Source organism: Bradyrhizobium sp. WBOS07, assembly GCF_024585165.1.
In the GTDB taxonomy this organism is placed as follows: domain Bacteria; phylum Pseudomonadota; class Alphaproteobacteria; order Rhizobiales; family Xanthobacteraceae; genus Bradyrhizobium; species Bradyrhizobium japonicum_B.
The window spans coordinates 4,422,783-4,448,969 of sequence record NZ_CP029008.1; the positions used below are offsets into that span (position 1 = coordinate 4,422,783).

Below are 26,187 nucleotides of genomic sequence, written 5' to 3' on the forward strand. Positions count from 1 at the left end.
AGCGACGAAGCAATCCAGGGTCTTTCCGCGGTGACAGGCTGGATTGCTTCGCTTCGCTCGCAATGACGATGCGGAGACAGCGCAGTGAACACAGAAAGTAAAAAGGCCGGGATTGCTCCCGGCCTTTCGCATTTGATGGCGCTATCCGCCGCTCACTTCGCTTCCGCGCGCTTGGGGGGAGTGGCGGGCCACGACTTGATCAGCGTGTCGTAGTCAACCGTCTCGCCCTTCGGCTTCTCGTTGGCGAGCTTGCGCTGGGGCGCGATGGTGCCGTCCTTCTCGGCCTTGGCGAACCAGTATTCCGGCTTCTCCTTCTTGTGCAGCTTCGGACCGCAGGCACCCTGCACGCCGGACTTCTCCAGGCGCTCCATCACGGAGTCCTGGGCGGCCGCGAGGGCATCCATCGCCTGTTGCGGCGTCTTCGCACCGGACGACGCATCGCCGATGTTCTGCCACCACAGCTGCGCCAGCTTCGGATAGTCGGGCACGTTGTTGCCGGTCGGGGTCCACTGCACGCGCGCGGGCGAGCGGTAGAACTCGACGAGGCCGCCGAGCTTCGGCGCACGTTCCGTGAACGACTTGTCCCAGATGTCGGATTCACGGACGAAGGTGAGACCGACATGGCTCTTCTTCAGCGACACCGATTTGGAGACGATGAACTGGAGATACAGCCACGCTGCCTTGCGGCGATCCGGCGGAGTGGACTTCAGGAGCGTGAGCGAGCCCGCGTCCTGATAGCCGAGCTTCATGCCTTCCTTCCAGTACGAGCCGTGCGGCGAGGGAGCCATGCGCCATTTCGGCGTACCGTCCGCATTCATCACGGCGATGCCCGGCTTCACCATGTCGGCGGTGAAGGCGGTGTACCAGAACATCTGCTGGGCGATGTTGCCCTGCGCCGGCACGGGGCCGGATTCGGAGAACGTCATGCCCTGGGCCTGCGGCGGCGCATACTTCTTCATCCACTCGAGGTATTTGGTAATCGAGTAGACCGCGGCCGGTCCATTGGTGTCGCCACCGCGTTCGACCGAGGAGCCGACGGGGCGGCAGCCTTCCATGCGGATGCCCCATTCGTCGACCGGCAGACCGTTCGGAATGCCCTTGTCGCCGTTGCCCGCCATGGACAGCCAGGCGTCGGTGAACCGCCATCCGAGCGAGGGGTCCTTCTTGCCATAATCCATATGGCCGTAGACCTTGACGCCGTTGATCTCCTTGATGTCGTTGGTGAAGAACTCGGCGATGTCCTCGTAGGCGGACCAGTTCACGGGCACGCCGAGCTCGTAGCCATACTTGGCCTTGAACTTGGCCTTGTAGTCGGCGTTGGTGAACCAGTCGTAGCGGAACCAGTAGAGGTTGGCGAACTGCTGGTCGGGCAGCTGGTAGAGCTTGCCGTCCGGCCCGGTGCCGAACGACTTGCCGATGAAGTCGTTGACGTCGAGCATCGGATTGGTGACGTCCTTGCCCTCACCGGTCATGTAGTCCGACAGCGCGATGGTCTGGCCGTAGCGGAAGTGGGTACCGATCAGGTCGGAATCGTTGATCCAGCCGTCATAGACGTTCTTGCCGGACTGCATCTGGGTCTGCAGCTTCTCGACGACGTCACCTTCCTGGATGAGGTCGTGCTTGAGCTTGATGCCGGTCAGCTCGGAGAATGCCTTGGCGAGCGTCTGCGCCTCGTATTCGTGGGTCGTGATGGTCTCGGAGACGACGTTGATCTCCATTCCCTTGAAAGGTTCGGCGGCCTTGGCGAACCACTCCAGCTCCTTCTTCTGGTCCTCCTTCGACAGCGTCGAGGGCTGGAATTCGGCGATCCACTTCTGGATCGTCGCCTCGTCGGCGGCGCGAACCGGAGCCGAGAGAGCGAACGAGACCGCAACAATCGCGGCAGCGCTCGACATGGTCAGAAAACTGCTCTTGGTCAATGGACCCTTCCTTCTCCTAAACTGTCGCATGGTGTTCCTCCGTTGCAGCGACAAACTTTTATACAGGTCCGGGTTGCCCCCGGATCTGGCCGTCCCTTCGCGAGCTTCAGACCGTGCGAAAAATAAGCACGGCCGTGGCCAGCGAAATTCCACTTGCGAGCCACAGGCTCGAAATCTCAAACCCCTCCTCGCCGATCGGCAGCGTGGCGACCGGATCAGTGCCGACGACACCGATCCACACGAGGTGGATGACGGCGGCCACGATCAACGAGACGAACAGGCGATCGCCGCGCGTGGTCGGGATGCGCAGCACGCCGACGCGCTCGGCCTCGGGATAGACCGCGGCGAGCCAGGTCATCACCGCAAGCGTGCAGGCGAGCGCGGCGAAGAAGATCGCAGTCGGCAGCGTCCAGGCCATCCATGCGATTGATTCCATAGCTCTTACTCCTTGCGCATGATCTGGTCCGAAAACCGGCTTCCACTTTTCGGGATCATGCGCGCCTCCCCTCAGACCCGGCCGAGCGCGAAGCCGCGCGCGATGTAGTTGCGGACGAACCAGATCACCAGCGCTCCCGGGATGATGGTGAGCACGCCGGCGGCCGCGAGCAGGCCCCAATCCATGCCGGCTGCCGACACTGTGCGCGTCATGATCGCGGCGATCGGCTTGGCATGCACCGACGTCAGCGTGCGCGCGAGCAGAAGCTCGACCCAGGAGAACATGAAGCAGAAGAAGGCGGCGACGCCGATGCCGCTCGCGATCAGCGGCACCAGGATCTTGATGAAGAAGCGCGGGAAGGAATAGCCGTCGAGGAAGGCGGTCTCGTCGATCTCGCGCGGCACGCCGGAGACGAAGCCTTCGAGGATCCACACCGCCAGCGGCACGTTGAAGATGCAGTGCGCCAGCGCGACCGCCCAGGGCGTATCGAACAGGCCTATCGCCGAATAGAGGTTGAAGAACGGCAGCGCGTAGACCGCGGCCGGCGCCATGCGGTTCGACAACAGCCAGAAGAACAAATGCTTGTCGCCGAGAAAACGGTAGCGCGAGAAGGCGTAGGCCGCCGGCAAGGCCACAGAGATCGAGATGATGGTGTTGAGGACTACATATGTCAGCGAGTTGATGTAGCCGGAATACCAGCTCTCGTCCGTGAAGATGCGCTTGTAATGCTGCAGCGTCGGCGTGTGCGGCCACAGCGTCATGGTCGAGACGATCTCGCTGTTGGTCTTGAAGCTCATGTTGACGAGCCAGTAGATCGGCAGCAGCAGGAAGACCAGGAACAAGCCCATGATGAGGCGGCGGCCGGGGATCGAATGCATCACGCGGCTCCTTCCTTGACGGGGCGCTCGGCGCCCGCATTGGTCATGACGGTGTAGAAGATCCAGCACACGATCAGGATGATGAGATTGTAGACCAGCGACAGCGCCGCGGCCTTGCCGAGGTCGAACTGGCCGAGCGCAATCTTGACGAGCTCGATCGACACGAACGTGGTGGAGTTGCCGGGCCCGCCGCCGGTGACGACGAACGGCTCGGTGTAGATCATGAAGCTGTCCATGAAGCGCAGCAGCACCGCGATCAAGAGCACGCGGTTCATCTTCGGCAGCTGGATCGCCTTGAACACGGCCCAGCGCGAGGCGCCGTCGATCTGGGCGGCCTGGTAATAGGCTTCGGGAATCGACTTCAGACCGGCGTAACAGAGCAGCGCGACGAGGCTGGTCCAGTGCCAGACGTCCATCACGATGACGGTAACCCAGGCGTCGATGTCGTTGGAGACGTAATTGTAATCGATGCCCGCGGCGTTGAGGACGTAGCCGAGCAGTCCGATGTCCGGACGTCCGAAGATCTGCCAGATCGTGCCGACCACGTTCCACGGAATCAGCAGCGGCAGCGCGAGGATGACGAGACAGGCGGCCACGGTCCAGCCCTGGCGCGGCATCGACAGCGCGACCACGATGCCGAGCGGCACCTCGATCGCGAGGATCACCAGCGAGAAGAACAGGTTGCGGCCGAGCGAGGCGAGGAAACGGCCGCCGAGATCGGTCGAGGGATCGAGCAGTTCCTTGAACCAGCCGACGCCGTTCCAGAAGAACTGGTTGTTGCCGAAGGTGTCCTGCATCGAATAGTTCACCACCGTCATCAGCGGCAGCACCGCCGAGAAGGCGACCACCAGGAACACCGGCAGCACCAGGAACCAGGCTTTTTGGTTGACGGTCTTGTCCATCAGGCAGCTCCCTCCACCAGAAGGCTGTCGGCATAGACGTGGACGTGTGACGGATCGAATTTCAGACCGGCCATGCCGTCCGAGCTGGCGAATCCGGCGGGCGCGCGCGCCGCGAGCTTGGCGTCGCCGAAGCGCGCGCGCGCAAAACGGATGCGGCCGAGGTCGTCGAGCCGCTCGATCTTCGCCGTGAGCAGGCCGGGCGCGGGCGCAACGACCTCGACGAATTCGGGCCGGACGCCGATCTCGATCTTGGCGCCGGCCGGCAGGTTGTCGTAGGCGCGGGTGAGCGCGATGACGTGGCCGCCGACCCGCGCCTCACGCCCCCTCACCTCGGCCGGCAGGATGTTCATGCCGGGCGAGCCGATGAAATAGCCGACGAAGGTATGCGCCGGCTTGTCGAACAGCTCGGCCGGCGTGCCGCTCTGTACCACGCGGCCGTCATGCATGACGACGACGGTGTCGGCAAAGGTCAGCGCCTCGGTCTGGTCGTGGGTGACGTAGATCATCGTGAGGTCGAGCTCGCGATGCAGCGCCTTCAGCTTGGAGCGGAGCTGCCATTTCAGCTCGGGATCGATCACCGTCAGCGGCTCGTCGAACAGCACGGCGGCGACGTCGGAACGGACGAGGCCGCGGCCGAGCGAGATCTTCTGCTTGGCGTCGGCGGTGAGCCGCGTCGCCTTGCGGTTCAGATAGGGCTCGAGGTCGAGCAGGCGGCCGATCTCGGCCACGCGCTTGTCGATCTCGGCCTTCGGCACGCCGCGGTTCTTCAGCGGAAACGCCAGGTTCTGCCCCACCGTCATGGTGTCGTAGATCACCGGAAACTGGAACACCTGGGCGATGTTGCGCTTCTGGGTTGACAGCGGTGTGATGTCCACGCCGTCGAACAGGATTTTCCCCCGCGACGGCGTGATGATGCCGGAGATGACGTTGAGCAGCGTGGTCTTGCCGCAGCCGCTCGGCCCGAGCAGCGCATAGGCGCCGCCCTGCCGCCAGGTCATGGTGACCGGCTTCAGCGCGAAAGTCTCCTGCGGCGCGTTGTTGCCACCGTAGGAATGGGCGAGATCGACGAGGTCAATGCGGGCCATGGCGCATCTCCTCAGGAGCTCGGTGCCGCGACGAGGCGATCCGCCGCGTCGAACACGAAGACATCGTTGGGATCGAGCACGGCGTCGAGCGTCTGGCCCGGCTCGAATTCGTGCACGCCATGCAGCACCGCCACCCAGTTCGATCCGTCGCGGGTCAGATGCACGAAACTCTCCGAACCGGTGATCTCGGTCACCGTGACAGTGGCGTGGAACGCATGGCGATCGGCCTCGCCATTGGCGAGCGCAAGCTGATGCGCGCGGAAGCCGACGCGATAGGCCCCGTCGGCGAGGCCTGAATAAAGACCGAAGGCCGGCGAAGCCGTGCCGCCGGCATATGCGACCTGCCCGTTCTTCTTCTCGATGCCGACCAGGTTGAGCGGCGGATCGGAGAACACCTGTGCGACGCGCAGCGTGTGCGGCCGGCGATAGACATTGGTCGTCTCGCCCATCTGCAGCGCCTGGCCTTCCCACATGCACACCGTGTTGCCGCCGAGCAGCAGCGCCTCGGTCGGCTCGGTGGTGGCATAGACGAAGATCGCGCCCGAGGCTTCGAAGATGCGCGGCAGCTCGGCGCGCAGCTCCTCGCGGAGCTTGTAGTCGAGATTGGCGAGCGGCTCGTCGAGCAGCACGAGATCGGCGCCCTTGACCAGGGCGCGTGCAATCGCGGTGCGTTGCTGCTGGCCGCCGGAAAGCTGCAGCGGGGTGCGCTTCAGGAATGGCTCGAGCCGCAGCAGCTTTGCGGCCTCCGCCACCCGCGCCTCGATCTCGTCGCGGGGCTTGCCCTGCACGCGCAGAGGCGAAGCGATGTTCTCATAGACCGTGAGCGAGGGATAATTGATGAATTGCTGGTAGACCATGGCGACCGAACGCCGGCGCACGTCGGCGCCGGTGACGTCCTTGCCATTCACCACCACCTTGCCCGTGGTCGGCTTGTCGAGGCCGGCGAGCAACCGCATGATCGAGGTCTTGCCCGACAGCGTCGGCCCAAGCAGCACGTTCAGGGTGCCGCTATCGAACGTCAGCGAGACGTCGCGGATGTGGGGGATTCCATCGACGGTCCGGGTCACATGGTCGAGTGTCACGGTCATGAGCGTCCTCCCGCTTCCAGCAGGGGACTTTGCGGCACGGCGTGGGTCCTGATCCAGTCGTCAAGCGCGCCGATCTCGTCGGCAGATAGTCGCAGGCCGAGCTTGGAACGGCGCCAGACCACGTCCTCGGCAGTGACGGCCCATTCATTGGCCATGAGGTAGCGAACCTCGCGCTCGGTCAGCGTCGCGCCAAAGGACTGGCCGAGATCGGCGGCCGATTTCGCGTCGCCGAGCAGTTTGACGGCCCTCGTGCCATAGGCGCGCGCGAGCCGCCGCGCATGCTCGTGACTGAGGAAAGGATAGCCACGCTGGAGCTCGGCGATCAACCCGTCGATATCGGACACGTTCATGTCACCGCCGGGCAGCGGCGATTTGCCGGTCCAGCCCTCGCGCGCCTTCGCGCTGCGCAAATAAGGCGCGAGCCGCTCAAGCGCCTCTTCGGCGAGGCGGCGATAGGTCGTGATCTTGCCGCCATAGATCGACAGCAGCGGCACTCCGCCCGGCGTGTCGAGCTCGAACACGTAGTCGCGGGTGGCGGCCTTGGCTTCGCTGGCGCCGTCGTCATAGAGCGGGCGCACGCCGGAATAGGTCCAGACCACGTCCTCCGGCGTGACGGGCTTGGCCAGATATTCGCTCGCCGCCGTGCAGAGATACTGGATTTCCTCGGTCGTCGCCTTCACCTTGGCGGGATCGCCGTCATAGTCGCGGTCCGTGGTGCCGATCAGCGTGAAATCATCCTGATACGGAATCACGAAGATGATGCGGCCGTCGGCATTCTGGAACATGTAGGCGCGGTCGTGGTCGTAGAGCTTCCTGACCACGATGTGCGAGCCCTGCACCAGGCGCACCTTGGCCTTGGCGTTGACGCCGGCGCCGCGGCCGAGCACGTCCTCGACCCAGGGGCCGCCGGCATTGATCAGCGCCTTCGCCTGGATCTGCGAGCGCTCGCCGGTCAGCGTGTTGACCATGCCGACGGTCCAGAGGCCATCGGACTGGCGGATCTCGGTAGCTCGGGTGCGGGTGCGAATCTCGGCGCCCTTGTCGGCGGCATCGCGCGCGTTGAGCACGACGAGACGGGCGTCATCGACGAAGCAATCCGAATATTCGAAGGCGCGGCTGTAGCGATTCGGGATCAGCGGCTTGCCGACCTCGTCACGCCCCAGATCGACCGAGCGGGTCGCCGGCAACAGATGGCGGCCGCCAATGTGATCATAGAGGAAGAGGCCGAGGCGCAGCAGCCAGGCGGGCCGCAGGCCGGCATGATGCGGCAAAACGAAACGGAGGGGGCGGAGGATGTGGGGGGCAATGCCCCACAGAACTTCGCGCTCGATCAGGGCCTCGCGGACCAGGCGAAACTCGTAATATTCGAGATAGCGCAGGCCGCCGTGCACCAGCTTGGTCGACCAGGACGATGTCCCGCTCGCCAAATCGTTCATCTCACACAGGAAAACGGTATTGCCGCGGCCGACCGCGTCGCGCGCGATACCGCAGCCATTCACACCGCCTCCGATGATGGCGAGGTCGAAAATACGCTCCAACAGACGCATCCCCCGGCGACCGCCCGTTCCTTCGAGCGGCTACTTTCGAATTTGATTAGATCACACCGCAAAACGAAAGCAAGACGAAAGAGAAGCGAAAGGAAGTGAAAGTAGGCTTTTTTGACAGGCAGAATGGCGGCAAGAATGGCAGCTCCGACGGTGATCCGGACGGCACAGCGCTCTTGACGGCTGCGTCGCGAAATTATAGTCATTATAGTCATACTGGACTATTCGCATGACCGGTCGCAACACTGCACCTGACACCCTTTCAGCCGATGACACCTGGACTCTGGCCAATGCCAAGGCGCGGTTGTCCGAGGTGATCGATCGAGCTCAAGCGGGCCCGCAGGTCATCACGCGGCACGGCAAGCCCAACGCGGTTGTCGTCTCCGCTGAGGAATGGGCGCGCAAGACCGCACGCAAAGGCACGCTGGCCGAATTCCTGCTGGCCTCGCCGCTGCGCGGCACCGATCTTGAGCTCGATCGCGTGCACGATGAACCACGCGACGACTTGCCGTGAATCTCTTGCTCGATACCAATGTGCTGTCGGAAGTTCAGCGTCCCGCGCCTTCGCCGAAAGTTCTGGCGTTTCTGGATACGATCGATGAGGACCGTACGTTCATCAGCGTCGCGTCGATCGCCGAGCTTCGCCGCGGCATCGCGCTGCTGGAAGATGGCCGCCGGCGCGCCGCTTTGGCCGCGTGGCTTGCACACGATCTGCCAGCACGATTTGCCGAACGCATCTTGCCGGTCGACCACGCGGTGGCTGAGCACTGGGGCGACTTGATGGCTCAGAGCCGCAAAAGCGGCGTTGCCTTGTCAGTCATGGACGGCTTCTTTGCAGCGACCGCACTTGCGCACCACCTCACGCTCGTCACGCGCAATGTGAAAGACTTTGCGGCGTTCGGCGTCCCACTCCTCAATCCGTGGGACGATGTCTAGGATCTATCTCAGCCGCACCACCGGCGCGGCTTCCGGAGCCGCGTCCTGCACCTCGGCCGGCGCATCGTCGATGTCCGCGCCCTTCGGCAGCGCTTCCACCACTTCGATGCCCTTGCTGTGGCAGATGGTGGCGAGGCGTTCGGGAAGCTCCTGATCTGTGACGAAGGTCTGGATCTGGGTGATGTGGGCGATGCGCACCGGCGCGCTGCGGCGTAGCTTGGTGGAATCGGCAACCAGCATGACGCTGCGGGCATTGGCGATGATGGCCTGCGCGACCTGCACCTCGCGATAGTCGAAGTCGAGCAGCGCGCCCTCCTCGTCGATCGCGGACGCGCCGATGATGGCGTAGTCGACCTTGAACTGGCCGATCAGCTGCGTCGCGGTCGAGCCGACCACGGCGCCGTCGGCGCGCCGCACCGTGCCGCCGGCGACCACCACCTCGATGCGGGGATGGCGGTAGAGCAGCATCGCGACGTTGAGATTGTTGGTGATGACGAGGAGATCCTCGTGCGAGGTCAAGGCGCTCGCGACCTCCTCCGTCGTGGTGCCGATATTGATGAAGAGCGAGCATCCGTTCGGGATCAGCGAGGCGGCTGCAGCTCCGATCGCCTTCTTCTCGTCGGCGGCGACGAAGCGGCGCGCCTCATAGGCGAGGTTCTCGACGCCGGAGGCGATGATGGCGCCGCCATGAATGCGCGTCAGCGATCTCCGCTCGCAGAGATCGTTGAGATCCTTGCGGATGGTCTGCGCCGAGACCTCGAAGCGGCGCGCGAGCTCCTCGACCATGACGCGGCCCGAGGCGCGCGCGATGTTGAGGATTTCGGCTTGGCGATGGGTCAGTCCGGTCACGGCAAGGGCCTCACATCAGGAAGCTGCATGGTGCGGCGGTTCGCAGCTGCGGTCAATGCGCGCGCCGATCACGGTTAACGGATGGAGCGTTGCTCACCATGCCATGGCGGCGGCAAGGCGCGCGAGCAGATCCGGGTCGTCGAAGGCGCTTGCAGAGGCGACGGCGCCGGCACCGACAAGATCGTCATGGCTGAGGCTGGTCCGGATTCCGATCGTCGGAATGCCGGCGGCGGCGGCCGATTGCACGCCGGTGCGGGAATCCTCGAACGCAACCGAGGATGCGGCACTGCCCCCGACGAAGCGCAGCCCTTCCTGATAGGGCAGCGGATGCGGCTTGCCGTAGGGCAATTCGTCGCCGATCACGATCGCCTTGAACCGCTCGGTGATGCCGAGGCCCGACAGCAGCAGCTCGGCGTTGAGACGCGGCGCATTGGTGACGGCGACCATGGGAACGCCGGCGGCGTCCGCGCGGTCGAGCAGCGCCATCAGACCCGGCAACGGTTCGACCTGTCCGGCCACGAGCGTGCGGAAGATCTCCTCCTTCTCGGCGAGAATCGCGGCGCGCCGCGCCGGCGTTTCGTCGGGCAGAAAGCGGTCGCCGATCGAGACATTGGCGAAGCCCTGCAGCTCCCTGGAAAACCGCGCGTGGTCGAACACATGGCCGTGCGGCCCCAGCACCTGGTTGAAGGCCTTGAGATGCAGCGGGTCGGTGTTGGCGAGCGTGCCGTCGATGTCGAACAACAACGCCCTGCCGATTGCCTCGATCATTTCCCTACTTTCCAAGTCCGCGACGCATCAATGCGGAAGACGTATCAATACGGGCTCGAACGCGCAATGATGCATCGACATGACAACGATGCGCCACTCGACAAAACCGCGCGCGGCTGCAACACTCCTTGCAAGACCAAAAAGGAGGAAACGATGATCAACCGACGCGACCTTGCTCTCTCGACTCTCGCCGTCTCCGCGCTTGCGCTCACGGCACCGGCGCTCGCCGCCTCGGCAGATGAAGAGGCGGTGGCGAAGAAGGTCGAGGCCTTCCGCCTCGCCCAGATCGCGGCGGATCCGAAGGCGCTCGGCGCGCTGTGCTGGGACGATCTCAGCTACAGCCATTCCAGCGGCAAGGTCGAGGACAAGGCGACCTTCATCGCCAACGCCACCGACGGCAAGTCGAAATTCCTCTCGATCGAATACAAGGACCCGACCATCAAGGTCGTCGGCCCCGCCGCCATCGTGCGGTTCCATTGGCTGGGGGAACAGGAAATGGCGGCCGACGGGAAGAAAGTATCGACCAATCTTCACATCCTGATGAACTGGCAGAAGCAGGGCGACGAGTGGAAGCTGCTGTCGCGGGCGGCGACGAAACTGTGATGGCAGTTCTTCCCCTCTCCCCTTGCGGGAGAGGGTGGCTCGCCGCGCAGCGGCGAGACGGGTGAGGGGTCTCTCTCGGCGAGCAGATCTCTCACAATTGGATTCGCGGATAGAACCCCTCATCCGGCGCTTCGCCACCTTCTCCCACAAGGAAAGAAGGAAAGGCGGATGTGTGCTCGGCAAAAAATTCCGGCCTCGCGCTACGCGCGCCCCGGAATGACGGCAGTTACGCCGCTTCCCTCACATCGCCATTCACCAGCTTGCGCGCGGCGCGCTCGGCTTCGCGGGCGTTGCGAAAAAGCTGGCCTTCGAGGCGGTTGAAGCGGTGGGATGAGGCGAAGAAACAATAGCCTCCCTGAGAACGAACGACGATACCTGCGGTCTGCGAATCGACTTCGATAATGTAGCTATCCGGCATGGTCCGTGGATTCCTCAGTGCGGGCAAATAACGGTGCTCCTGCCCAAAGGTTCCCCAGGCATTTGAGGCCGTTTCCACCCCGAATCGACACGCAATTGAGTACGCCGGGACCTCATCCGTTTTATGACTGGTTCTTGACTGGTTCTTGGCGAAGCCGCGACGAACATGACTTACAGGCGCCGCGTTTCACCGCGGGCACACGTTCGCGAGATGCGGCAGCGCGTCGCGCGGTTACGTCGTGATCGTCGCGTCGGTCGCGCGAACCGCTTGCGGACGGCCGTGCTCGTCGATCGAGACGTAGGTGAAATTGCCGTCGGTGACGAGGAAAGGATGCTCCTCGCCGCGCCGCAGCGCCCAGGCTTCCAGATGCGCGGTGAGGGAGGTCCGTCCGACGCGGACCAGATTGGCATAGACCGAGACGAGATCGCCGACATAGACGGCCTTGCGAAAATTCATCGCCTCGATCGCGACCGTCACGGTCCGCGACTTCGCGACTTTCGAGGCAAACACCCCGCCGCCGACGTCCATCTGGCTCAGCAGCCAGCCGCCGAAGATGTCGCCGTTGGCATTGGTGTCGGCCGGCATCGCCAACGTCCGGATGCAGAGATCGCCGCGCGGCCCGGTAGTCGACTGTTCGTTCATACTTCTCTCACTTGAAACTGTCCCAGCCCGGATCGGGTGCGAACCGTTCGCCGAACCTCTCGGCGAGCCCGCGCAAGGTGGATACGACATTCTCCACACCACGCGTGCGCGCATAGTTCAGCGGACCGCCGCGGAACGGTGCATAACCCGTGCCGAAGATCATGGCGCCGTCGACAGCGTCGGCATCGTCGACGATGCCTTCGCGCAGGGCCGCAACGCAGACGTTGGACATCGGCAGCACCAGGCGGTCGATCATCTGGTCGGTGACGCGCGGACCGGTCTCGGGGAGCGGTGCCTTCTCCGCCTTGCCGTCCTTCCAGGTGTAGAAGCCCTTGCCGGTCTTGCGGCCGAGCTCGCCCCTGGCGACCTTGTCGCGCAGCCAGGCCGGCGTCGGCGGCAAGAGATCGCCGAACTTGGTGCGCAGCATGTCGCCGACGTCGAGGCAGATGTCGAGCCCGACCTGATCGGCGAGCTCGATCGGTCCCATCGGCATGCCGAACTGTTCGGCCGCGGCGTCGATCAGGCGCTGGTCGATCTTCTCGTCCAGCATCACCATCGCCTCCAGCATGTAGGGCGTCAGCGCGCGGTTGACGAGGAAGCCGGGCGAGCTCTTCACAGGTAGCGGAAGGCGGTCGATCGCACCGACGAAAGCGAGCGCGTCCTTCAATACCTGCGCGTCGTTGCCGTCGTGGCTGACGACTTCGACCAGTTGCAATCGCGACACCGGATTGAAGAAGTGTAGGCCGACCAGCCGCTCCGGCCGCGCCAGCGTGGTGCGCAGGTCCTGGAGCGGAATGCTCGACGTATTGGTGGCAAGGATTGCGCCCGGCTTCATCCGCGGCTCCAGCCCGGCATAGACCTTCTGCTTCAGCTCGAGCTTTTCAGGGACCGCCTCGATGATGAGATCGGCGTTACGCACGCCGTTCCCGTTCATGTCGGGGATGAGGCGATCGAGCGCGTCGCGGACCTCGATCGGCTTGCGGATGATCTTGCCGTAGAGTTCGGCAGCGCGCTTCACCGCGCCCGCGATCGGTTCGGCCTTCATGTCGGCGAGCGAGACCCGCAACCCCTGCCCGGCTACCCAAGCCGCAATATCGCCGCCCATGGCGCCGGCGCCGATGACGTGGACATGCTTGACGGTATTGCCGCTGCCTGCCGCCTTCTTCATCTGCTCGCGCAGGAAGAACACGCGGATCAGATTCTGCGCGGTCGGCGTCACCATCAGCTTGGCGAAGGATGCCTGCTCCGCCCTCAACATCGCGGCTTTGCTGCCGCCATGGGTCTCCCAGAGGTCGATCAGCGCGTAAGGCGCGGGATAGTGCTCGCGGGAGGCGGCCTTGGCCGCCTCCGAGCGCATGCGCTTGGCGAGCAGGCCGCGGACCAGCCCGAGATTTGCGGCGCGCACGAGCAGGCCGGGCTTGGCCCGCTTCAGCCGCCCGAACAAAGCGTCCTTCACAGCGCCCCTGACGTGGCGCTCCTGCGTGACGGCATCGACGAGGCCGAGCGCCTTGGCCCGGCGGGCATCGATGGTGCGGCCGGTCAGCATCAAGGCCATGGACTGGGTCGGATTGACCAGCGCCGTGAACCGCGCGGTGCCGCCGAGGCCGGGGTGCAGACCGAGCATCACCTCCGGGAAGCCGAAGCGCGCGCCGTCGATCGCGATGCGCGATTGGCAGGCCAGCGCAACCTCGAGCCCGCCGCCGAGGCAGAAGCCGTGAATCACGGCGACGGTCGGCAGCTTCAACGCCTCCAGATGATCGACCACGGCGTGCGCGGCGCGGATACGGGTCTCGACCATGCCGGCATCGGAGGCACCGCGGAATTCGTTGACGTCGGCGCCGGCAATGAAGCCCGACGGTTTTGCCGAGCGGATCACCAGGCCAGCCGGACGCTCGGTCTCGATCGCCGCGAGCACCGCGTCGAACTCCTCCATGACGTCGGAGGACAGCGTGTTGGCACTTGCGTCGGTGCGGTCGAACAGCAGCCAGGCGACGCCGTCGGCGTCGCGCGTCAGCTTGAAGTGCTTGTACGGGCTGTCCGGCGCGGGCCGGGGCCCGAGCTCCAGGACGCGGTCGCCGAGCGCGGTCATGATCTTGGAATCCATGGTCACACCGCCTCGATCAGCATGGCCCCGCCAAGACCGCCGCCGATGCATTCGGTGGCGACGCCACGGCGCGTGCCGAGCCGCTTCATCGCGTTGACGAGATGCAGCACGATGCGGTTGCCGGAGGTGCCGACGGGATGACCGAGCGAGATGGCGCCACCGTCGACGTTAAGCTTGTCGCGGTCGATCTCACCGGCCGCGCCGTCGAGACCGAGGATCTCGCGGCAGAATTTGTCGTCGTTCCAGGCCGCGAGACAGCCGAGGACCTGGGTGGCGAAGGCCTCGTTGAGCTCCCAGGTCTCGACGTCCTTGATGGTGAGGCCGTTGCGCTGGAGCAGCGGCGTCGCCGACATCACCGGCCCGAGCCCCATAATGCCAGGATCGAGCGCCGCCCAATGGCTGTCGACGATCGCGGCCTTCGGCGTGAGCTTGTGCTTTGCCACCGCCGCGTCGGAAGCCAGGATCACCCAGGAGGCGCCGTCGGTGATCTGCGAGGAATTGCCGGCGGTGACCTGGCCCCAGGGCCGCTCGAACACCGGCCGGAGTTTCGCGAGCGTCTCCGCCGTGGAGTCCGGCCGCACGCCATCGTCATGGTCGAAGAACTTGCCGTCGCGCGCGAACGCCGTCTCGACCTCGCCTTTCAGATAGCCCGCACCTTGCGCCTGCGCGAGCCGGCGATGGCTCTCGGCTGCGTAGGCGTCGGACTGGGCGCGCGTGATGCCGAAGAGATGGCCGACCACTTCGGCGGTCTGGCCCATGTTCAGATCGGTGATCGGATCGGTCAGCCCGCGCTCCAGGCCGATGACCGGCTTGAGATCGCGGGGGCGGAGCTTGAAGGCCGCGGCGAGCTTCGCGGCCACACCCTTGGCGGTGGCAAGGCCGGCGAACCAGCGCACGCCCGAATTGGGCCAGACCAGCGGCGCGTGGCTCAGCGCCTCGGTGCCGCCCGCCAGGATCATGTCGGCATGGCCCTCGCGAATGTAGCGATAGGCGGTGTCGATCGACTGCATGCCGGAGCCGCAATTGATCTGCACGGTGAAGGCGACCATGTCCTCGCCCATGCCGAGCCGGAGCGCGGCAACCCGGGCTGGATTCATCTCGTCCGCGATGACGTTGACGCAGCCGAGAATGACCTGGTCGAAACTATCGGGCGCAAACGGCTGGCGCGCCAGCAGCGGCCGGCCGCATTGCACGGCGAGATCGACCGGCGTGAACGGTCCGGGGCCCGAGCGCGCCTTTAGAAACGGCGTCCGGCTGCCGTCGATAATGAATACCGGTCGTGCCATCAGCCCGCCGCCCTCTGCTCACCGAGTTCCTGGAAGAACTGATGCACATTGACGGTTTTCTTGTAAATCGGCGACAGCGCCTCCGGCGCAAAATCGTCGACCTCGATCACTTTTGTGACGGCTTCATGAGCAGCAGCCAGTTGCTCGCCCTCGGCCTGCGTGATCACGCCCCTGCTGACGGCATCCTTCCAGTCGCGGATATGCGCGGCGCGCATGCTCTTGGCGATAGCCTCAGCGCCGGTGACCAGCTTGAAAGCACGCTCCAGCCGGGCAAAGCCGCCGTCGTCATCGACGTAAGCCAGATCCGGTGTCAGGCGCTCGCGCGCGGCCGAGGGCTCCAGCACGATGCCAGCGCATTGGTGCACGACGCGGTCGGACGGGCCGAGCACGCGGGCGCCGAACGGCTGAACCACGAGCTTGAGGAAGCCGGCGACGAAGCGGTTGGGCAGGTTGGCGAGGATTTCGGCGAGGCGGTTCTCGATGGTCCTGAAACCGCTCGCCATGCACCATTCCAGCGCGGCAAAGTCCTGCTTCTGCCGGCCCTCGTCTTGCCAGCGCTTCAGTGCCGCCGAGAGCAGATACAGCTCGGACAGGATGTCGCCGAAGCGCGCCGACAGCATCTCCTTGCGCTTGAGCGCGCCGCCGAGCGTCAGCAGCGCCATGTCGGCGCAGAGCGCAAACGCCGCCGAATAGCGCGAGAGCTGGCGATAGAATGGCGTGGCGTCGCCCGCATCCGGGGCAAGCGCGAAGGCGCCGAACGTCCAGCTCCGGCCGAAGGCGCGAAACAGCGTCTGAAAACTGTGGCCGACATGCTTCCAGAAGGCCTTGTCGAACGCAGTGAGGCCACGCTCGCGATCGGTGTCGGCGAGTGCATTCATCTCGTCGAGCAGATAGGGATGCGCGCGGATCGCGCCCTGCCCGAACACGATGAGATTGCGCGTCAGGATGTTGGCGCCCTCGACCGTGATCCCGACAGGAACGGCGCGGTGCAGATTGCCGAGATAGTTTTGCGGACCGTCGATGACGGCCTTGCCGCCGTGGATGTCCATGGCATCGTCGATCGCGGTGCGCATCCGTTCGGTCGCATGCAGCTTCATGATGCCGGAGATGACGGCGGGATGGACGCCGGCATTCAGCGCCGCGCAGGTCAGCCGGCGCGCCGCGTCGAGCTGGTAGGCGGTCGCGACGATGCGCGCGAGCGGCTCCTCGACGCCTTCGAATTTGGAGATGGAGATGCCGAACTGCTCGCGGATGCGGGCATAGGCGCCGGTGGTGCGCGCTGCATAGGCGGCACCCGCGGCAGAGAGCGACGGCAGCGAGATGCCGCGGCCGGCGGCAAGCGCGGTCATCAGCATCTTCCAGCCCTGCCCCAGTCGCGCCTGGCCGCCGATGACATAGTCGAGCGGAATGAAGACGTCGCGGCCCCGGTTCGGGCCGTTCTGGAATACCTGCATCGACGGCAGATGGCGCTGGCCGATCTCGACGCCGGGCAGATTGGTCGGGATCAGCGCGACGGTGATGCCGAGCTCTTCCTGATGGCCGACGAGATGATCGGGATCATAGGCCTTGAAGGCGAGGCCGAGCAGCGTCGCGACCGGGCCCAGCGTGATGTAGCGCTTGTGCCAGTTCAGCCTGAGCCCGAGCACCTCGCGACCTTCGAACTCACCCTTGCAGATGATGCCGCTGTCGACCATCGAGGCCGCATCGGAACCGGCTTCCGGGCTGGTGAGGCCGAAGCAGGGAATGTCGCGGCCGTCGGCGAGGCGCGGCAGCCAGCGCTGCTGCTGCTCTTTCGTGCCGAAGCGCATCAGGAGCTCGCCGGGCCCCAGCGAGTTCGGCACCATCACCGTCACCGCAGCTGCGATCGAGCGGGTCGAAATCTTGCGTACCACCTCGGAATGGGCATAGGGCGAGAAGCCGAGGCCGCCGAACTCCTTCGGGATGATCATGCCGAAGAATTTCTCGCGCTTGACGAAGTGCCAGACGTCCTGCGGCAGGTCCCGCCATTCCCAGAAAATCTTCCACTCGTCGAGCATGGCGCAGAGCTCGTCGACGGGACCGTTGAGAAAGGCCCGCTCCTCCTCGGTCAATTTGGCTGGCGCAATTTTCAGCAGTTTCGACCAGTCAGGGTTGCCGGTGAAGAGATCGGCGTCCCACCAGACGTCGCCCGCCTCCAGCGCCTCGCGCTCGGTGTCGGACATCGACGGCAGCACGCCGCGCGCCCAGGAGAAGATCGGCTTGGTCAGGGTGTCGCGGCGGAAGCTCATGGCTGACCTCATGCATCGGCGCGGTGACAGGGTATTTTAGCGGAAATCGGCTGGCGGAGGCGAACATCCAGCCTGCAACATTGACGCGGCCGGGCGGCCGCCCGGGCCATAACGGCCGGGACGCGGGGACAGTTCCGGGAGGGATGAGGAGAGCGGTAGCCCGGATGGAGCGAAGCGCAATCCGGGAAGGTCTATCCGCGGTAAGAACCCGGATTTCGCTTCGCTCCATCCGGGCTACGGGAGCGACCGGATCAATCCGGCCGCACCATCTCGAACATGTTTTCCGGCTTGATCTCGAAATAATCGCCGCGGCGGCCGGCGCGGACGATCGGGCGGGCGGCGGCGGTCTGGTAGACGCCGTCCTTGATCATGGCCTTGTCGATGTGGACGGCGACGACCTCCCCCAACGTCAACCAGGCGTCGGCCTCCTTGCCGTCAGCGCCCTTGAGGCGGATGATGTCCGACACCTTGCATTCGAAGGCGACCGGACTTTCGCCGACGCGCGGCACGTTGACGAGCTTGCCGGGCACGGCGGTGAGCCCCGCGACCTCGAACTCGTCGACCTCAGGCGCGACATGCGCCGCGGTCGCATTCATGTGCTTGGCAAGGTCCATCGTGGCGAGATTCCAGACGAATTCGCCGGTCTGCTGGATGTTCTCCACCGTGTCCTTCCAGTTGGTGGAGGAAAAGCCGATGATCGGCGGCACGTAGCAGAAGGCGTTGAAGAAGCTGTAGGGCGCGAGGTTGACGTGGCCCTTGCTGTCGCGGGATGAGATCCAGCCGATCGGCCGCGGCGCGATGATGGCGTTGAAGGGATCGTGCTTGAGGCCGTGGCCCTTGGAGGGCTCGTAGAAGTAAAGGTCTTTGTCGGTCACGCGGGTGCTTCCTTTGCGTCATTGCGAGCGCAGCGAAGCAATCCAGAAATCCCCCCGCGGAGACAGTCTGGATTGCTTCGCTGTGCTCGCAATGACGGAGTTTGTTGATCCGTCCTGGCCGCCTCGAGCGGGTCAGCCCGCTGCTTATAGAGGGAAACCCGCCGCCCCGTCAGTGGCGCGGCGACAGACCGGCGATGACGAAATCGATCATCTGGTCGATGTTCGGGCCCGGCTTGGTGGCGCACTGGGCGATCATCTGGGGGTGGAAGAACCGCATCATCGCGGTGCAGGCGCACAGCGAGGCCAGCTGGAGGTCCTTCGTCTCGAACTCGCCGGAGGCCACGCCTTGCGCGATCATCTGGCCGACGACGCCGGCGATGCACTCCATATGGTTGACGCAGACCTCCCAGTCCTCCTGCATCGCGATCTCGACCATCTCGTGCAGCTTGTTGTCGCCGACATAGCGCTCGGTGTTCATGCGATGGATGGTGGTGAGGAGCTCGCGGAAGCGCTCCGGCACCGGGCCGGGCCTTGCCACGATCCGCTGCGCTTCGAGCTCGACCTCGCCCATGAGGGAGCGGGCCACCGCCTGATGGATCGCCTTCTTCGATTCGAAGAAGCGATACACGTTGGCGGGACTCATCCGGAGCTCTTTGGCGATGTCGCCCACCGTGGTCTTCTGGTAGCCGATCTGGCGGAACAGCCGCTCGGCCACCTCGAGGATACGATCCCGGGTGTCGCCTTCGATATGTTCCGAAATAAGGGCCATCAGTCAGGACTCATCGATCAGCACTTCATCTCACTTATTCAGCCGCTTCAGCAAGCGGAATAGCTGAATGCTCATCGCTCCCATGCTGCGGCGCGGTAGGCCGTTCGGGGATACCTGCCTCGTCCAGGCTCTTCCTGAACCACAGCGCGTAGAGGCCTGGCAGATACAGGAGCGTGAGGAAGGTCGCGACGAACAGGCCGCCCATGATGGTGATCGCCATCGGGCCCCAGAACGCCGAGCGCGACAGCGGGATCATGGCGAGGATGGCGGCGAGCGCCGTCAGCACCACGGGCCGGGCGCGGCGGACGGTGGCCTCCACGATGGCCTCGCGCCGGGGCAGGCCGTGCGAGACGTCGGTCTCGATCTGGTCGACCAGGATGACCGTGTTGCGCATGATCATGCCGGCGAGCGCGATCAGGCCGAGCAGCGCCACGAAGCCGAACGGGGCATTGGCGACGTTGAGGCCGAGCGAGGCGCCGACGATGCCGAGCGGCGCGGTCAGGAACACCAGGATCAGGCGCGAGAAGCTCTGCAGCTGGATCATCAGCAGCGTCAGCATCACCATGACCATCACCGGGAAGAGGACGAAGATCGAGGCGTTGCCCTTGGCGGATTCCTCGAACGCGCCGCCCGGCTCGATCCGGTAGGCCGGCTCGAGGTGATCCATGATCGGCTTCAGCTTCGGCGTGATCTGGTTTGTGACATCGGGCGCCTGCACGCCGTCGACGACGTCGGAGCGCACGGTGATCGCCATGTCGCGGTTGCGCCGCCACATGATCGGCTCCTCGTGGGCATACTCGATCTTGGCGATCTGCTGCAGCGGCACGGCCACGCCATTGCGCGAGGTGATGGTAAGGTCGCCGACGCCGCCGAGGTCGAGCCGCTCGGACGGGATCGCACGGGCGACCACGCCGACCTTCTCGATGCCGTCGCGCACGGTCGTGACCTGCGAGCCCGAGATCAACATCGCCAGCGCCTGCGAGACGTCCTGCGGCGTCAGGCCCATGGCACGGGCGCGGTCCTGATCGACGACGAGCTTGAGGTAAGGCGACTGCTCGTTCCAGTCGAGCTGGACGTCCTTGACGCTCTTGTTCTGGCGCATGACGTCGCGCACCTGGTAGGCGATCTCACGCACCTTGTTGGCGTCGGGGCCGATCACGCGGAACTGGACGGGGAAACCGACCGGAGGACCGAAATTGAAGCGGTCGACGCGCACGCGCGCCTCAGACAGGAAGCCCTCGGCAGCCGCATTCTCGATCTTGGCCTTGATGCGCTCGCGCGCCTCGACGCCCTTGGCGACGATGACGATCTCGGCGAAGGCCTCGTTCGGCAGCTGCGGATTGAGGCCGAGCCAGAAGCGCGGCGAGCCCTGGCCGACATAGGACGTATAGGTCTCGATGTCCTTGTCGTCCTTGAGCAGCGTCTCGGCCTTCTTTACCGCCTTTTCGGTGACGTTGAAGGCCGTGCCCTCGGGCAGGCGCAGCTGGAAGAACAGCTCGGGCCGCTCCGACAGCGGGAAGAACTGCTGCTGGACCTGGCCAAACCCGACGATCGAGGCGATGAAGACGCCGACGGTCGCGACCACCACGGTGATGCGGTGGTTGACGCACCATTTCACGATGGCGCGCAGGCCGCGGTACATGCGGGTCTCGTAGACCGCATGCGGATCGTGGTTGTGGTGCGCCTTCATCTCCGGCAGCAGCTTGACGCCGATATAGGGCGTGAAGATCACCGCCACGAACCAGGAGGCGACCAGAGCGATCGCCACGATCCAGAAGATGCTGCCGGCATATTCGCCGACCGCGGAATTGGCAAAGCCGATGGGGAGGAAGCCAGCGGCCGTGACCAGCGTTCCCGTGAGCATCGGAAACGCAGTAGATTCCCAGGCAAAGGATGCCGCACGCATGCGGTCCCAGCCCTGCTCCATCTTCACCACCATCATCTCGACCGCGATGATGGCGTCGTCGACGAGCAGGCCGAGCGCGATGATCAGGGCGCCCAGCGTGATGCGGTGCAGGTCGAGCGACATCGTGTTCATGACGATGAAGACGATGCCGAGCACCAGGGGCACCGACAGCGCGACCACGATGCCGGTGCGCCAGCCCAGCGCCAGGAACGAGACGAACAGCACGATGACGAGCGCTTCCATGAAGGAATGCACGAACTCGCCGACGGCATGCTCGACCACCTTGGGCTGGTCGGCGATCAGCTTGACGTCGATGCCCTGCGGCACCGCCTTCATGAAGTCCGCGGTCGCCTTCTCGACCTCCTTGCCGAGATCGAGGATGTTGGCACCCTTGGCGGTGACGACGCCGATGCCGATCGCCGCCTTGCCTTCCTGGCGGACGACGAAGCTCGGCGGATCGACATAGCCATGGGTGACGGTGGCGATGTCCCCCAAGCGGAACACGCGGCCATTGCTCTCGACCGGCGTTTCGGCCACGGCCTTGGCACCGTCGAGCGCGCCGGTGACGCGCAGCGGCACGCGCTGCGAGGAGGTCTCGACCGTGCCGGCAGGGGTGACGTTGTTCTGCTTGGCGAGCGAATCGAATAGCGCCTGCGGCGTGATGCCGAGGGTGGCGAGCTTGGCGTGGCTGAACTCGACGAAGATGCGCTCGTCCTGGTTGCCGTAGACGTCGACCTTCGTCACCCCCGGCACCTTGAGCAGGCGCTGACGGAAGCCTTCCGAGACCTTCTTGAGCTGGGCGTAATCCGCTCCGTCGCCGGTCATCATGTAGAGGATGGAATCGACGTCGGAGAACTCGTCGTTGACGACGGGTCCCAGAATGCCCGACGGCAGCTGGCCCTGCACGTCGACCAGCTTCTTGCGCAGGAGATAAAAGAGATAAGGCACCTCCTTCGGCGGGGTGTTGTCGCGGAAGGTGACCTGGAGCGCGGTGAAGGCGGGCTTGGAATAGGTCTGCACCTTCTCGAAATAGGGCAGCTCCTGGATCTTCTTCTCGATGGGATCGGCGACCTGCGTCTGCATCTCCTGCGCGGTCGCGCCCGGCCAGATCACGGAGACGTTGACCACCTTCACCGTGAAGAACGGATCCTCGGCGCGGCCGAGCTTCTCATAGGAGAAGAAGCCGGCGACGCCGAGAATGATCATCATGAAGAGAACCAGCGTCGGATGGCTGACGGCCCAGGCCGAAAGGTTGAAGCGCTTCATCGCTCTCTCCGAAAAGACGATCCAATTGCCAAAGACACGACAGCCATCCCGTTCAAACCGTCGTCGCGAGGCAGCGAAGCAATCCAGGGGGCTGGGCAGGTTCTGGATCGCTTCGCCGCTTCAGCCTTTGCTTAGGGACAAAGGCCGAAACTCACCTTGCACGACGAAACTCAATTTCTCTTTGTCCTTCCGGGGCGCCCATAGGGCGAACCTGGAATGACGGGAATTAGAAACTCAGCGACGACACGACCCGCACCCGCTGGCCCGGATCGAGCTTCTGCACGCCGAGGGCGACGATCTTGGCGCCCTCTTCCACGCCGCCGGTGATGACGACGTCGTTGCTCTCGTAGGACTTCACCGTCACCGGCTTCAGGGTGAGCGCGCCATTGTCGTCGACGACGTAAAAGGACGGCTTGCCGCCTTCGTTGAACAGCGCCGACAGCGGCAGCCGCGCGACGCGCTCGGTCGCGGCGTCCGACAGCGTCAGCGTCGCGGTCATGCCGAGCGAGACCTTGTCGTCGGCCTCGGGCAGCGAGAATTTCGCAAGATAGGTGCGCGTGGCCGGATCGGCCGCCGGCGCGATCTCGCGCAGCTTGGCTGCGTACTTCTTGCCCGGCTCGGACCAAAGAGTGACGCTGGCGACGCCCGACTTGGCGCGTCCAACCAGCGTCTCAGGGATCGCGACGACCGCTTCCTTCTCGGCAAAGCGGGCGACACGGATCGAAGCCTGGCCCGCGGCAACCACCTGGCCGGGCTCGATCAGCGTTGCGGTGACGACGCCACGGGCGTCGGCAACGAGCGTCGCGTAGGAAAGTGAGTTTTTGCTCAATTCGAGCGCGCGCTCGGCGCGGTTCAGGCGGGCGCGGGCTTCGTCCGCGGCGGCGCGGCTCGAATCCATCTGCGCATCCGTGGTCCAGCCCTTGGCCTTCAGATCCTTGGCCCGCTGCTCGGCGGCAGCGGCCTGGGCCAGCACGCCGGTGGCGGCGGTCTGCTCGGCCAGCGCCTGCTCGGCCTGCAGCTTCAAATCGACCTCGTCGAGGGTGGCGAGCGGCTGGCCGACCTCGACGGTCTGGCCGACCTCCACGAGCCGCTTGGCGACCTTGCCGGCAACGCGGAAGCCGAGATCGCTCTCGATCCGCGGCCTGACGGTGCCGACGAAGCTGCGCTCCGGGGTCTCGGCATCATAATGCGCGGTTGCGACCAGAACCGGCCGCGGCGGCTCGGCCTTCTCGGCGACGGTGTCATTGCACCCGGCCAGCGTCGCGGCCATCAGGGCCAGCGCCACGCCTGCCAACAGCCTGGAATAGCTCGATAAAACCAACCGGACGAACATCGAAGGACACTCCTGCATCTCGACTGGGATGAATGTCGACTAATCACTGATAAAAGTCAATAATCGTCAGTCATCAGGAATCCGTGATCGTTAAGGGGTGGTGAGAAGAGGTTGGATGGCAACAGAGGAGGCGAAGTCGCGCGCGCTCGTGCCCCGGACGCAGCGCAGCGTCTCTTCGACGGTGCGCTGCTGAGCCGGGGCCCATAATGCGCCGGGTTCGTGGTCTCTGGGTCCCGGCTCTGCGCTGCAACGCTTGTGCGTTGCAGCTTGTCCGGGACACACCGAGCCTAGGGAAAGATGGTGGGCACGGCGCGAAGAGCGCGCCTTTGCCTCCCCTACGCAATTAGCCCCGCTACCGCCCCTGCCCGGCGAACTCGTGCTTGCTGTCATGGCCGCCGACAAACACCAGGATGCCGGCGAGCAGCGGCAGCACGGCGAGCACGAGGAGGCCATTCGAAGTCTGGCCCGTGGCTTCCTTGACCCAGCCGATCAGATACGGCCCGCCAAAGCCGGCGAGGTTGCCGATCGAGTTGATCAGGGCGATGGCGCCGGCGGCCGCGGTGCCTGACAGCCAGGCGGTCGGCAGGGTCCAGAACACGCCGAAGCAGCAGAACACGCCGACCGCGGCGACGGTCAACACCACCATCGTCGCCGTGGGATCGGTGAGATAGGACGACACGCCGAGCGCGACCGCCGTCAGCAGCAGCGGCGCGCCGACATGCATGACGCGCTCGCGCGTCGCATCGGAGTGCCGCGCCCACAGGATCATGGCGATGGTGCCGAACAGGTACGGGATCGCGGTGACAAAACCGGTCTGGGCATTGGTCAGCCCGAACGCCTTGACGATCTGGGGCAGCCAGAACTGCATGCCATAGAGCGCCCCGACGAAGCCGAAATAGATCAGGCTGAGCGCGATCACCTTGGGCGAGGACAACGCTTCGCCGAGCGAGACATGCTTCACCGCCTGCTTGGCCGCGATCTCCGCATCGAGCTTCGCCTTGAGCCAGGCCTTCTGCTCGGCCGACAGCCAGTCCGCCTTCTCCGGCCTGTCGGTGAGATAGAACCAGGTGACGATGCCGAGCAGCACCGAGGGGATGCCCTCGATGATGAACAGCCACTGCCAGCCCTTCAGCCCCATCAGGCCATCGAGCCCGAGCAAGAGGCCCGAGATCGGCGCACCGATCACGGTCGAGACCGGCACCGCGATGGCGAAAGCCGCCAGGAAGCGGGCGCGATATTCTGCCGGATACCAATAGGTGAGATAGAGGATGATGCCGGGGAAGAAGCCGGCCTCGGCGACGCCGAGCAGGAAGCGCAGGACGTAGAAGCTCGTCACGCCGCTGACCATCGCCATCAGCGCCGAGATGATCCCCCAGGTCACCATGATGCGGGCGATCCAGCGGCTCGCGCCGAATTTCTTCAGCGCGAGGTTGCTCGGAACCTCGAAGATGAAATAGCCGATGAAGAAGATGCCGGCGCCCCAGGAGAAGATCAGCGGCGTGAATTTCAGGTCCGCGTTCATGGTCAGCGCCGCGAAACCGAGATTGACGCGGTCGAGATAGGAGAAGAAGTAGGCCAGCACCAGAAAGGGAATCAGGCGCCAGGAAATGGCGCGGATCGTCGACGTTTCGATTTCGCTCTTGACGTTCTTGGCGCCGCCGGTGGAACCGGCATAGATAGTGGTCTGGCTCATGGCTTCCCCCTTGGTTGTTGCTTTTGTGGGTCGATGGCGGTTTTGAGCATCGCGGGCGAAGAGTCAATGGAGCGAGCAATGCACGGGGCGCAGCCGGATCACGCCATTGCGCCGATGCAGAAGACGATGATCCGCGCCGCTCTCGCGCTCGTCGTCATCACCTGCGGGCTGTCGTTGCGCTGGTACGGCTTTCCGCTCGGCCTCCCCGCTTTCGTGGTGAAGTATGGCGGCTCGTTATTATGGGCCACGATGGTGTTTCTGCTGGCGGGCGTTTTGCTGCCGCGACTCACGCGGACGCAGATTGCAGCGCTCGCGGCGATCATCGCCATCGCCGTGGAATTCTCCCGCATGGTGCATGCGCCGTGGCTCGACGCATTCCGCTTGACGACCGCCGGCGCCTTGTTGCTCGGCCGCATCTTCTCGCTCTGGAATCTGGCGGCGTATGCGGTGGGGATTGCGTTCGGCGTTTGGATCGATTGTTTCGTCGGGATGCGCGGTCTCGCAGGGTGGGCAAAGCGACTTGTCCGCCGTAGCTCGAAGAGCGAAGGCGAAAGCGTGCCCACCACAAGCAGACGGTGGGCACGGCGCTAACGCGCCTTTGCCCACCCTACGCGACCGAT

General features: G+C 64.8%; 23 protein-coding genes. 4 read left to right on the forward strand and 19 right to left on the reverse strand.

The features are described from left to right. Positions 1–152: 152 nt before the first annotated feature. The 7 genes from DCM79_RS21125 to glpD all read right to left on the reverse strand — a co-directional run bounded on the left by DCM79_RS21125 (position 153) and on the right by glpD (position 7,855). Positions 153–1,895 carry an ABC transporter substrate-binding protein gene (locus tag DCM79_RS21125; protein WP_257180808.1) on the reverse strand — a complete coding sequence of 581 codons (1,743 nt, stop codon included), beginning with the start codon at positions 1,893–1,895 and terminating at the stop codon, positions 153–155. 130 nt (positions 1,896–2,025) lie between these two features. Further along, a complete protein-coding gene (locus tag DCM79_RS21130) occupies positions 2,026–2,355 on the reverse strand; it encodes a DUF2160 domain-containing protein (protein ID WP_028134820.1) in 330 nt (109 codons plus the stop codon). A gap of 71 nt (positions 2,356–2,426) precedes the next feature. After that, entirely contained in the window at positions 2,427–3,233 is an 807-nt protein-coding gene (locus DCM79_RS21135; protein ID WP_024341434.1) for a carbohydrate ABC transporter permease, read from the reverse strand. Further along, positions 3,233–4,135 (reverse strand): carbohydrate ABC transporter permease, encoded by a 903-nt coding sequence (locus tag DCM79_RS21140; protein ID WP_257176176.1) that lies wholly within the window; start codon positions 4,133–4,135, stop codon positions 3,233–3,235. Before DCM79_RS21140 ends, DCM79_RS21135 begins: the two co-directional genes overlap by 1 nt. Further along, on the reverse strand, positions 4,135–5,220 hold the full coding sequence (locus DCM79_RS21145; protein WP_257176177.1) for an ABC transporter ATP-binding protein: 1,086 nt from the start codon (positions 5,218–5,220) through the stop codon (positions 4,135–4,137). The genes DCM79_RS21140 and DCM79_RS21145 overlap by 1 nt, the downstream gene beginning before the upstream one ends. Before the next feature lie 11 nt (positions 5,221–5,231). After that, on the reverse strand, positions 5,232–6,308 hold the full coding sequence (locus DCM79_RS21150; protein ID WP_257176178.1) for an ABC transporter ATP-binding protein: 1,077 nt from the start codon (positions 6,306–6,308) through the stop codon (positions 5,232–5,234). After that, entirely contained in the window at positions 6,305–7,855 is a 1,551-nt protein-coding gene (gene glpD / locus DCM79_RS21155; protein WP_257176179.1) for a glycerol-3-phosphate dehydrogenase, read from the reverse strand. The genes DCM79_RS21150 and glpD overlap by 4 nt, the downstream gene beginning before the upstream one ends. Before the next feature lie 226 nt (positions 7,856–8,081). On the opposite strand from glpD, the gene DCM79_RS21160 reads away from it, so the two are divergent. Further along, on the forward strand, positions 8,082–8,366 hold the full coding sequence (locus DCM79_RS21160) for a type II toxin-antitoxin system Phd/YefM family antitoxin (RefSeq protein WP_257176180.1): 285 nt from the start codon (positions 8,082–8,084) through the stop codon (positions 8,364–8,366). After that, on the forward strand, positions 8,363–8,788 hold the full coding sequence (locus DCM79_RS21165; protein ID WP_257176181.1) for a type II toxin-antitoxin system VapC family toxin: 426 nt from the start codon (positions 8,363–8,365) through the stop codon (positions 8,786–8,788). Before DCM79_RS21160 ends, DCM79_RS21165 begins: the two co-directional genes overlap by 4 nt. 3 nt (positions 8,789–8,791) lie before the next feature. Here DCM79_RS21165 and DCM79_RS21170 read toward each other — a convergent pair whose 3' ends face one another. Next, a complete protein-coding gene (locus tag DCM79_RS21170; RefSeq protein ID WP_128924068.1) occupies positions 8,792–9,637 on the reverse strand; it encodes a DeoR/GlpR family DNA-binding transcription regulator in 846 nt (281 codons plus the stop codon). 93 nt (positions 9,638–9,730) lie between these two features. Beyond that, on the reverse strand, positions 9,731–10,405 hold the full coding sequence (locus tag DCM79_RS21175; RefSeq protein ID WP_257176182.1) for an HAD family phosphatase: 675 nt from the start codon (positions 10,403–10,405) through the stop codon (positions 9,731–9,733). 153 nt (positions 10,406–10,558) lie between these two features. Between DCM79_RS21175 and DCM79_RS21180 the strand changes: the two genes are divergently transcribed. Next, complete coding sequence (locus DCM79_RS21180) at positions 10,559–11,008, forward strand: nuclear transport factor 2 family protein (protein WP_246776440.1); 450 nt, start codon at positions 10,559–10,561, stop codon at positions 11,006–11,008. A gap of 226 nt (positions 11,009–11,234) precedes the next feature. On the opposite strand, the gene DCM79_RS21185 is transcribed toward DCM79_RS21180, so the two are convergent. The 10 genes from DCM79_RS21185 to DCM79_RS21230 form a co-directional block, all read right to left on the reverse strand. Then, positions 11,235–11,426, reverse strand: a complete 192-nt coding sequence (locus DCM79_RS21185; protein WP_257176183.1) for a hypothetical protein — start codon at positions 11,424–11,426, stop codon at positions 11,235–11,237. A gap of 231 nt (positions 11,427–11,657) precedes the next feature. After that, on the reverse strand, positions 11,658–12,068 hold the full coding sequence (locus DCM79_RS21190; RefSeq protein ID WP_257176184.1) for an acyl-CoA thioesterase: 411 nt from the start codon (positions 12,066–12,068) through the stop codon (positions 11,658–11,660). A 7-nt stretch (positions 12,069–12,075) separates the two neighbouring features. Beyond that, positions 12,076–14,172: a 3-hydroxyacyl-CoA dehydrogenase NAD-binding domain-containing protein gene (locus DCM79_RS21195; protein ID WP_257176185.1), complete on the reverse strand. Its 2,097-nt coding sequence runs from the start codon at positions 14,170–14,172 to the stop codon at positions 12,076–12,078. Positions 14,173–14,174: 2 nt separating this feature from the next. Next, complete coding sequence (locus tag DCM79_RS21200; protein WP_257176186.1) at positions 14,175–15,458, reverse strand: acetyl-CoA C-acetyltransferase; 1,284 nt, start codon at positions 15,456–15,458, stop codon at positions 14,175–14,177. Next, positions 15,458–17,725 carry an acyl-CoA dehydrogenase gene (locus DCM79_RS21205; RefSeq protein ID WP_257176187.1) on the reverse strand — a complete coding sequence of 756 codons (2,268 nt, stop codon included), beginning with the start codon at positions 17,723–17,725 and terminating at the stop codon, positions 15,458–15,460. Before DCM79_RS21205 ends, DCM79_RS21200 begins: the two co-directional genes overlap by 1 nt. 251 nt (positions 17,726–17,976) lie before the next feature. Next, positions 17,977–18,600 carry a flavin reductase family protein gene (locus tag DCM79_RS21210; RefSeq protein WP_257176188.1) on the reverse strand — a complete coding sequence of 208 codons (624 nt, stop codon included), beginning with the start codon at positions 18,598–18,600 and terminating at the stop codon, positions 17,977–17,979. Positions 18,601–18,769: 169 nt separating this feature from the next. Continuing rightward, positions 18,770–19,369, reverse strand: coding sequence for a TetR/AcrR family transcriptional regulator (locus DCM79_RS21215; RefSeq protein ID WP_257176189.1), 600 nt, complete (start codon positions 19,367–19,369; stop codon positions 18,770–18,772). A 34-nt stretch (positions 19,370–19,403) separates the two neighbouring features. Further along, positions 19,404–22,541: an efflux RND transporter permease subunit gene (locus tag DCM79_RS21220; RefSeq protein WP_257176190.1), complete on the reverse strand. Its 3,138-nt coding sequence runs from the start codon at positions 22,539–22,541 to the stop codon at positions 19,404–19,406. Between the two features lie 226 nt (positions 22,542–22,767). Beyond that, on the reverse strand, positions 22,768–23,874 hold the full coding sequence (locus tag DCM79_RS21225; RefSeq protein ID WP_257176191.1) for an efflux RND transporter periplasmic adaptor subunit: 1,107 nt from the start codon (positions 23,872–23,874) through the stop codon (positions 22,768–22,770). 352 nt (positions 23,875–24,226) lie between these two features. After that, positions 24,227–25,567, reverse strand: a complete 1,341-nt coding sequence (locus DCM79_RS21230; RefSeq protein ID WP_257176192.1) for an MFS transporter — start codon at positions 25,565–25,567, stop codon at positions 24,227–24,229. A gap of 78 nt (positions 25,568–25,645) precedes the next feature. Between DCM79_RS21230 and DCM79_RS21235 the strand changes: the two genes are divergently transcribed. Further along, a complete protein-coding gene (locus DCM79_RS21235) occupies positions 25,646–26,158 on the forward strand; it encodes a DUF2809 domain-containing protein (RefSeq protein WP_257176193.1) in 513 nt (170 codons plus the stop codon). Positions 26,159–26,187: the final 29 nt, after the last annotated feature.

Excerpts from the sequence above, each read along its gene's own strand:
- DCM79_RS21125 (WP_257180808.1), bottom strand. The coding sequence starts at position 1,895 with ATGTCGAGCGCTGCCGCGATTGTTGCGGTCTCGTTCGCTCTCTCGGCT.
- DCM79_RS21130 (WP_028134820.1), bottom strand. The coding sequence starts at position 2,355 with ATGGAATCAATCGCATGGATGGCCTGGACGCTGCCGACTGCGATCTTC.
- DCM79_RS21135 (WP_024341434.1), bottom strand. The coding sequence starts at position 3,233 with ATGCATTCGATCCCCGGCCGCCGCCTCATCATGGGCTTGTTCCTGGTC.
- DCM79_RS21140 (WP_257176176.1), bottom strand. The coding sequence starts at position 4,135 with ATGGACAAGACCGTCAACCAAAAAGCCTGGTTCCTGGTGCTGCCGGTG.
- DCM79_RS21145 (WP_257176177.1), bottom strand. The coding sequence starts at position 5,220 with ATGGCCCGCATTGACCTCGTCGATCTCGCCCATTCCTACGGTGGCAAC.
- DCM79_RS21150 (WP_257176178.1), bottom strand. The coding sequence starts at position 6,308 with ATGACCGTGACACTCGACCATGTGACCCGGACCGTCGATGGAATCCCC.
- glpD (WP_257176179.1), bottom strand. The coding sequence starts at position 7,855 with ATGCGTCTGTTGGAGCGTATTTTCGACCTCGCCATCATCGGAGGCGGT.
- DCM79_RS21160 (WP_257176180.1), top strand. The coding sequence starts at position 8,082 with ATGACCGGTCGCAACACTGCACCTGACACCCTTTCAGCCGATGACACC.
- DCM79_RS21175 (WP_257176182.1), bottom strand. The coding sequence starts at position 10,405 with ATGATCGAGGCAATCGGCAGGGCGTTGTTGTTCGACATCGACGGCACG.
- DCM79_RS21180 (WP_246776440.1), top strand. The coding sequence starts at position 10,559 with ATGATCAACCGACGCGACCTTGCTCTCTCGACTCTCGCCGTCTCCGCG.
- DCM79_RS21185 (WP_257176183.1), bottom strand. The coding sequence starts at position 11,426 with ATGCCGGATAGCTACATTATCGAAGTCGATTCGCAGACCGCAGGTATC.
- DCM79_RS21190 (WP_257176184.1), bottom strand. The coding sequence starts at position 12,068 with ATGAACGAACAGTCGACTACCGGGCCGCGCGGCGATCTCTGCATCCGG.
- DCM79_RS21195 (WP_257176185.1), bottom strand. The coding sequence starts at position 14,172 with ATGGATTCCAAGATCATGACCGCGCTCGGCGACCGCGTCCTGGAGCTC.
- DCM79_RS21200 (WP_257176186.1), bottom strand. The coding sequence starts at position 15,458 with ATGGCACGACCGGTATTCATTATCGACGGCAGCCGGACGCCGTTTCTA.
- DCM79_RS21205 (WP_257176187.1), bottom strand. The coding sequence starts at position 17,725 with ATGAGCTTCCGCCGCGACACCCTGACCAAGCCGATCTTCTCCTGGGCG.
- DCM79_RS21215 (WP_257176189.1), bottom strand. The coding sequence starts at position 19,369 with ATGGCCCTTATTTCGGAACATATCGAAGGCGACACCCGGGATCGTATC.
- DCM79_RS21220 (WP_257176190.1), bottom strand. The coding sequence starts at position 22,541 with ATGAAGCGCTTCAACCTTTCGGCCTGGGCCGTCAGCCATCCGACGCTG.
- DCM79_RS21225 (WP_257176191.1), bottom strand. The coding sequence starts at position 23,874 with ATGTTCGTCCGGTTGGTTTTATCGAGCTATTCCAGGCTGTTGGCAGGC.
- DCM79_RS21230 (WP_257176192.1), bottom strand. The coding sequence starts at position 25,567 with ATGAGCCAGACCACTATCTATGCCGGTTCCACCGGCGGCGCCAAGAAC.
- DCM79_RS21235 (WP_257176193.1), top strand. The coding sequence starts at position 25,646 with ATGCACGGGGCGCAGCCGGATCACGCCATTGCGCCGATGCAGAAGACG.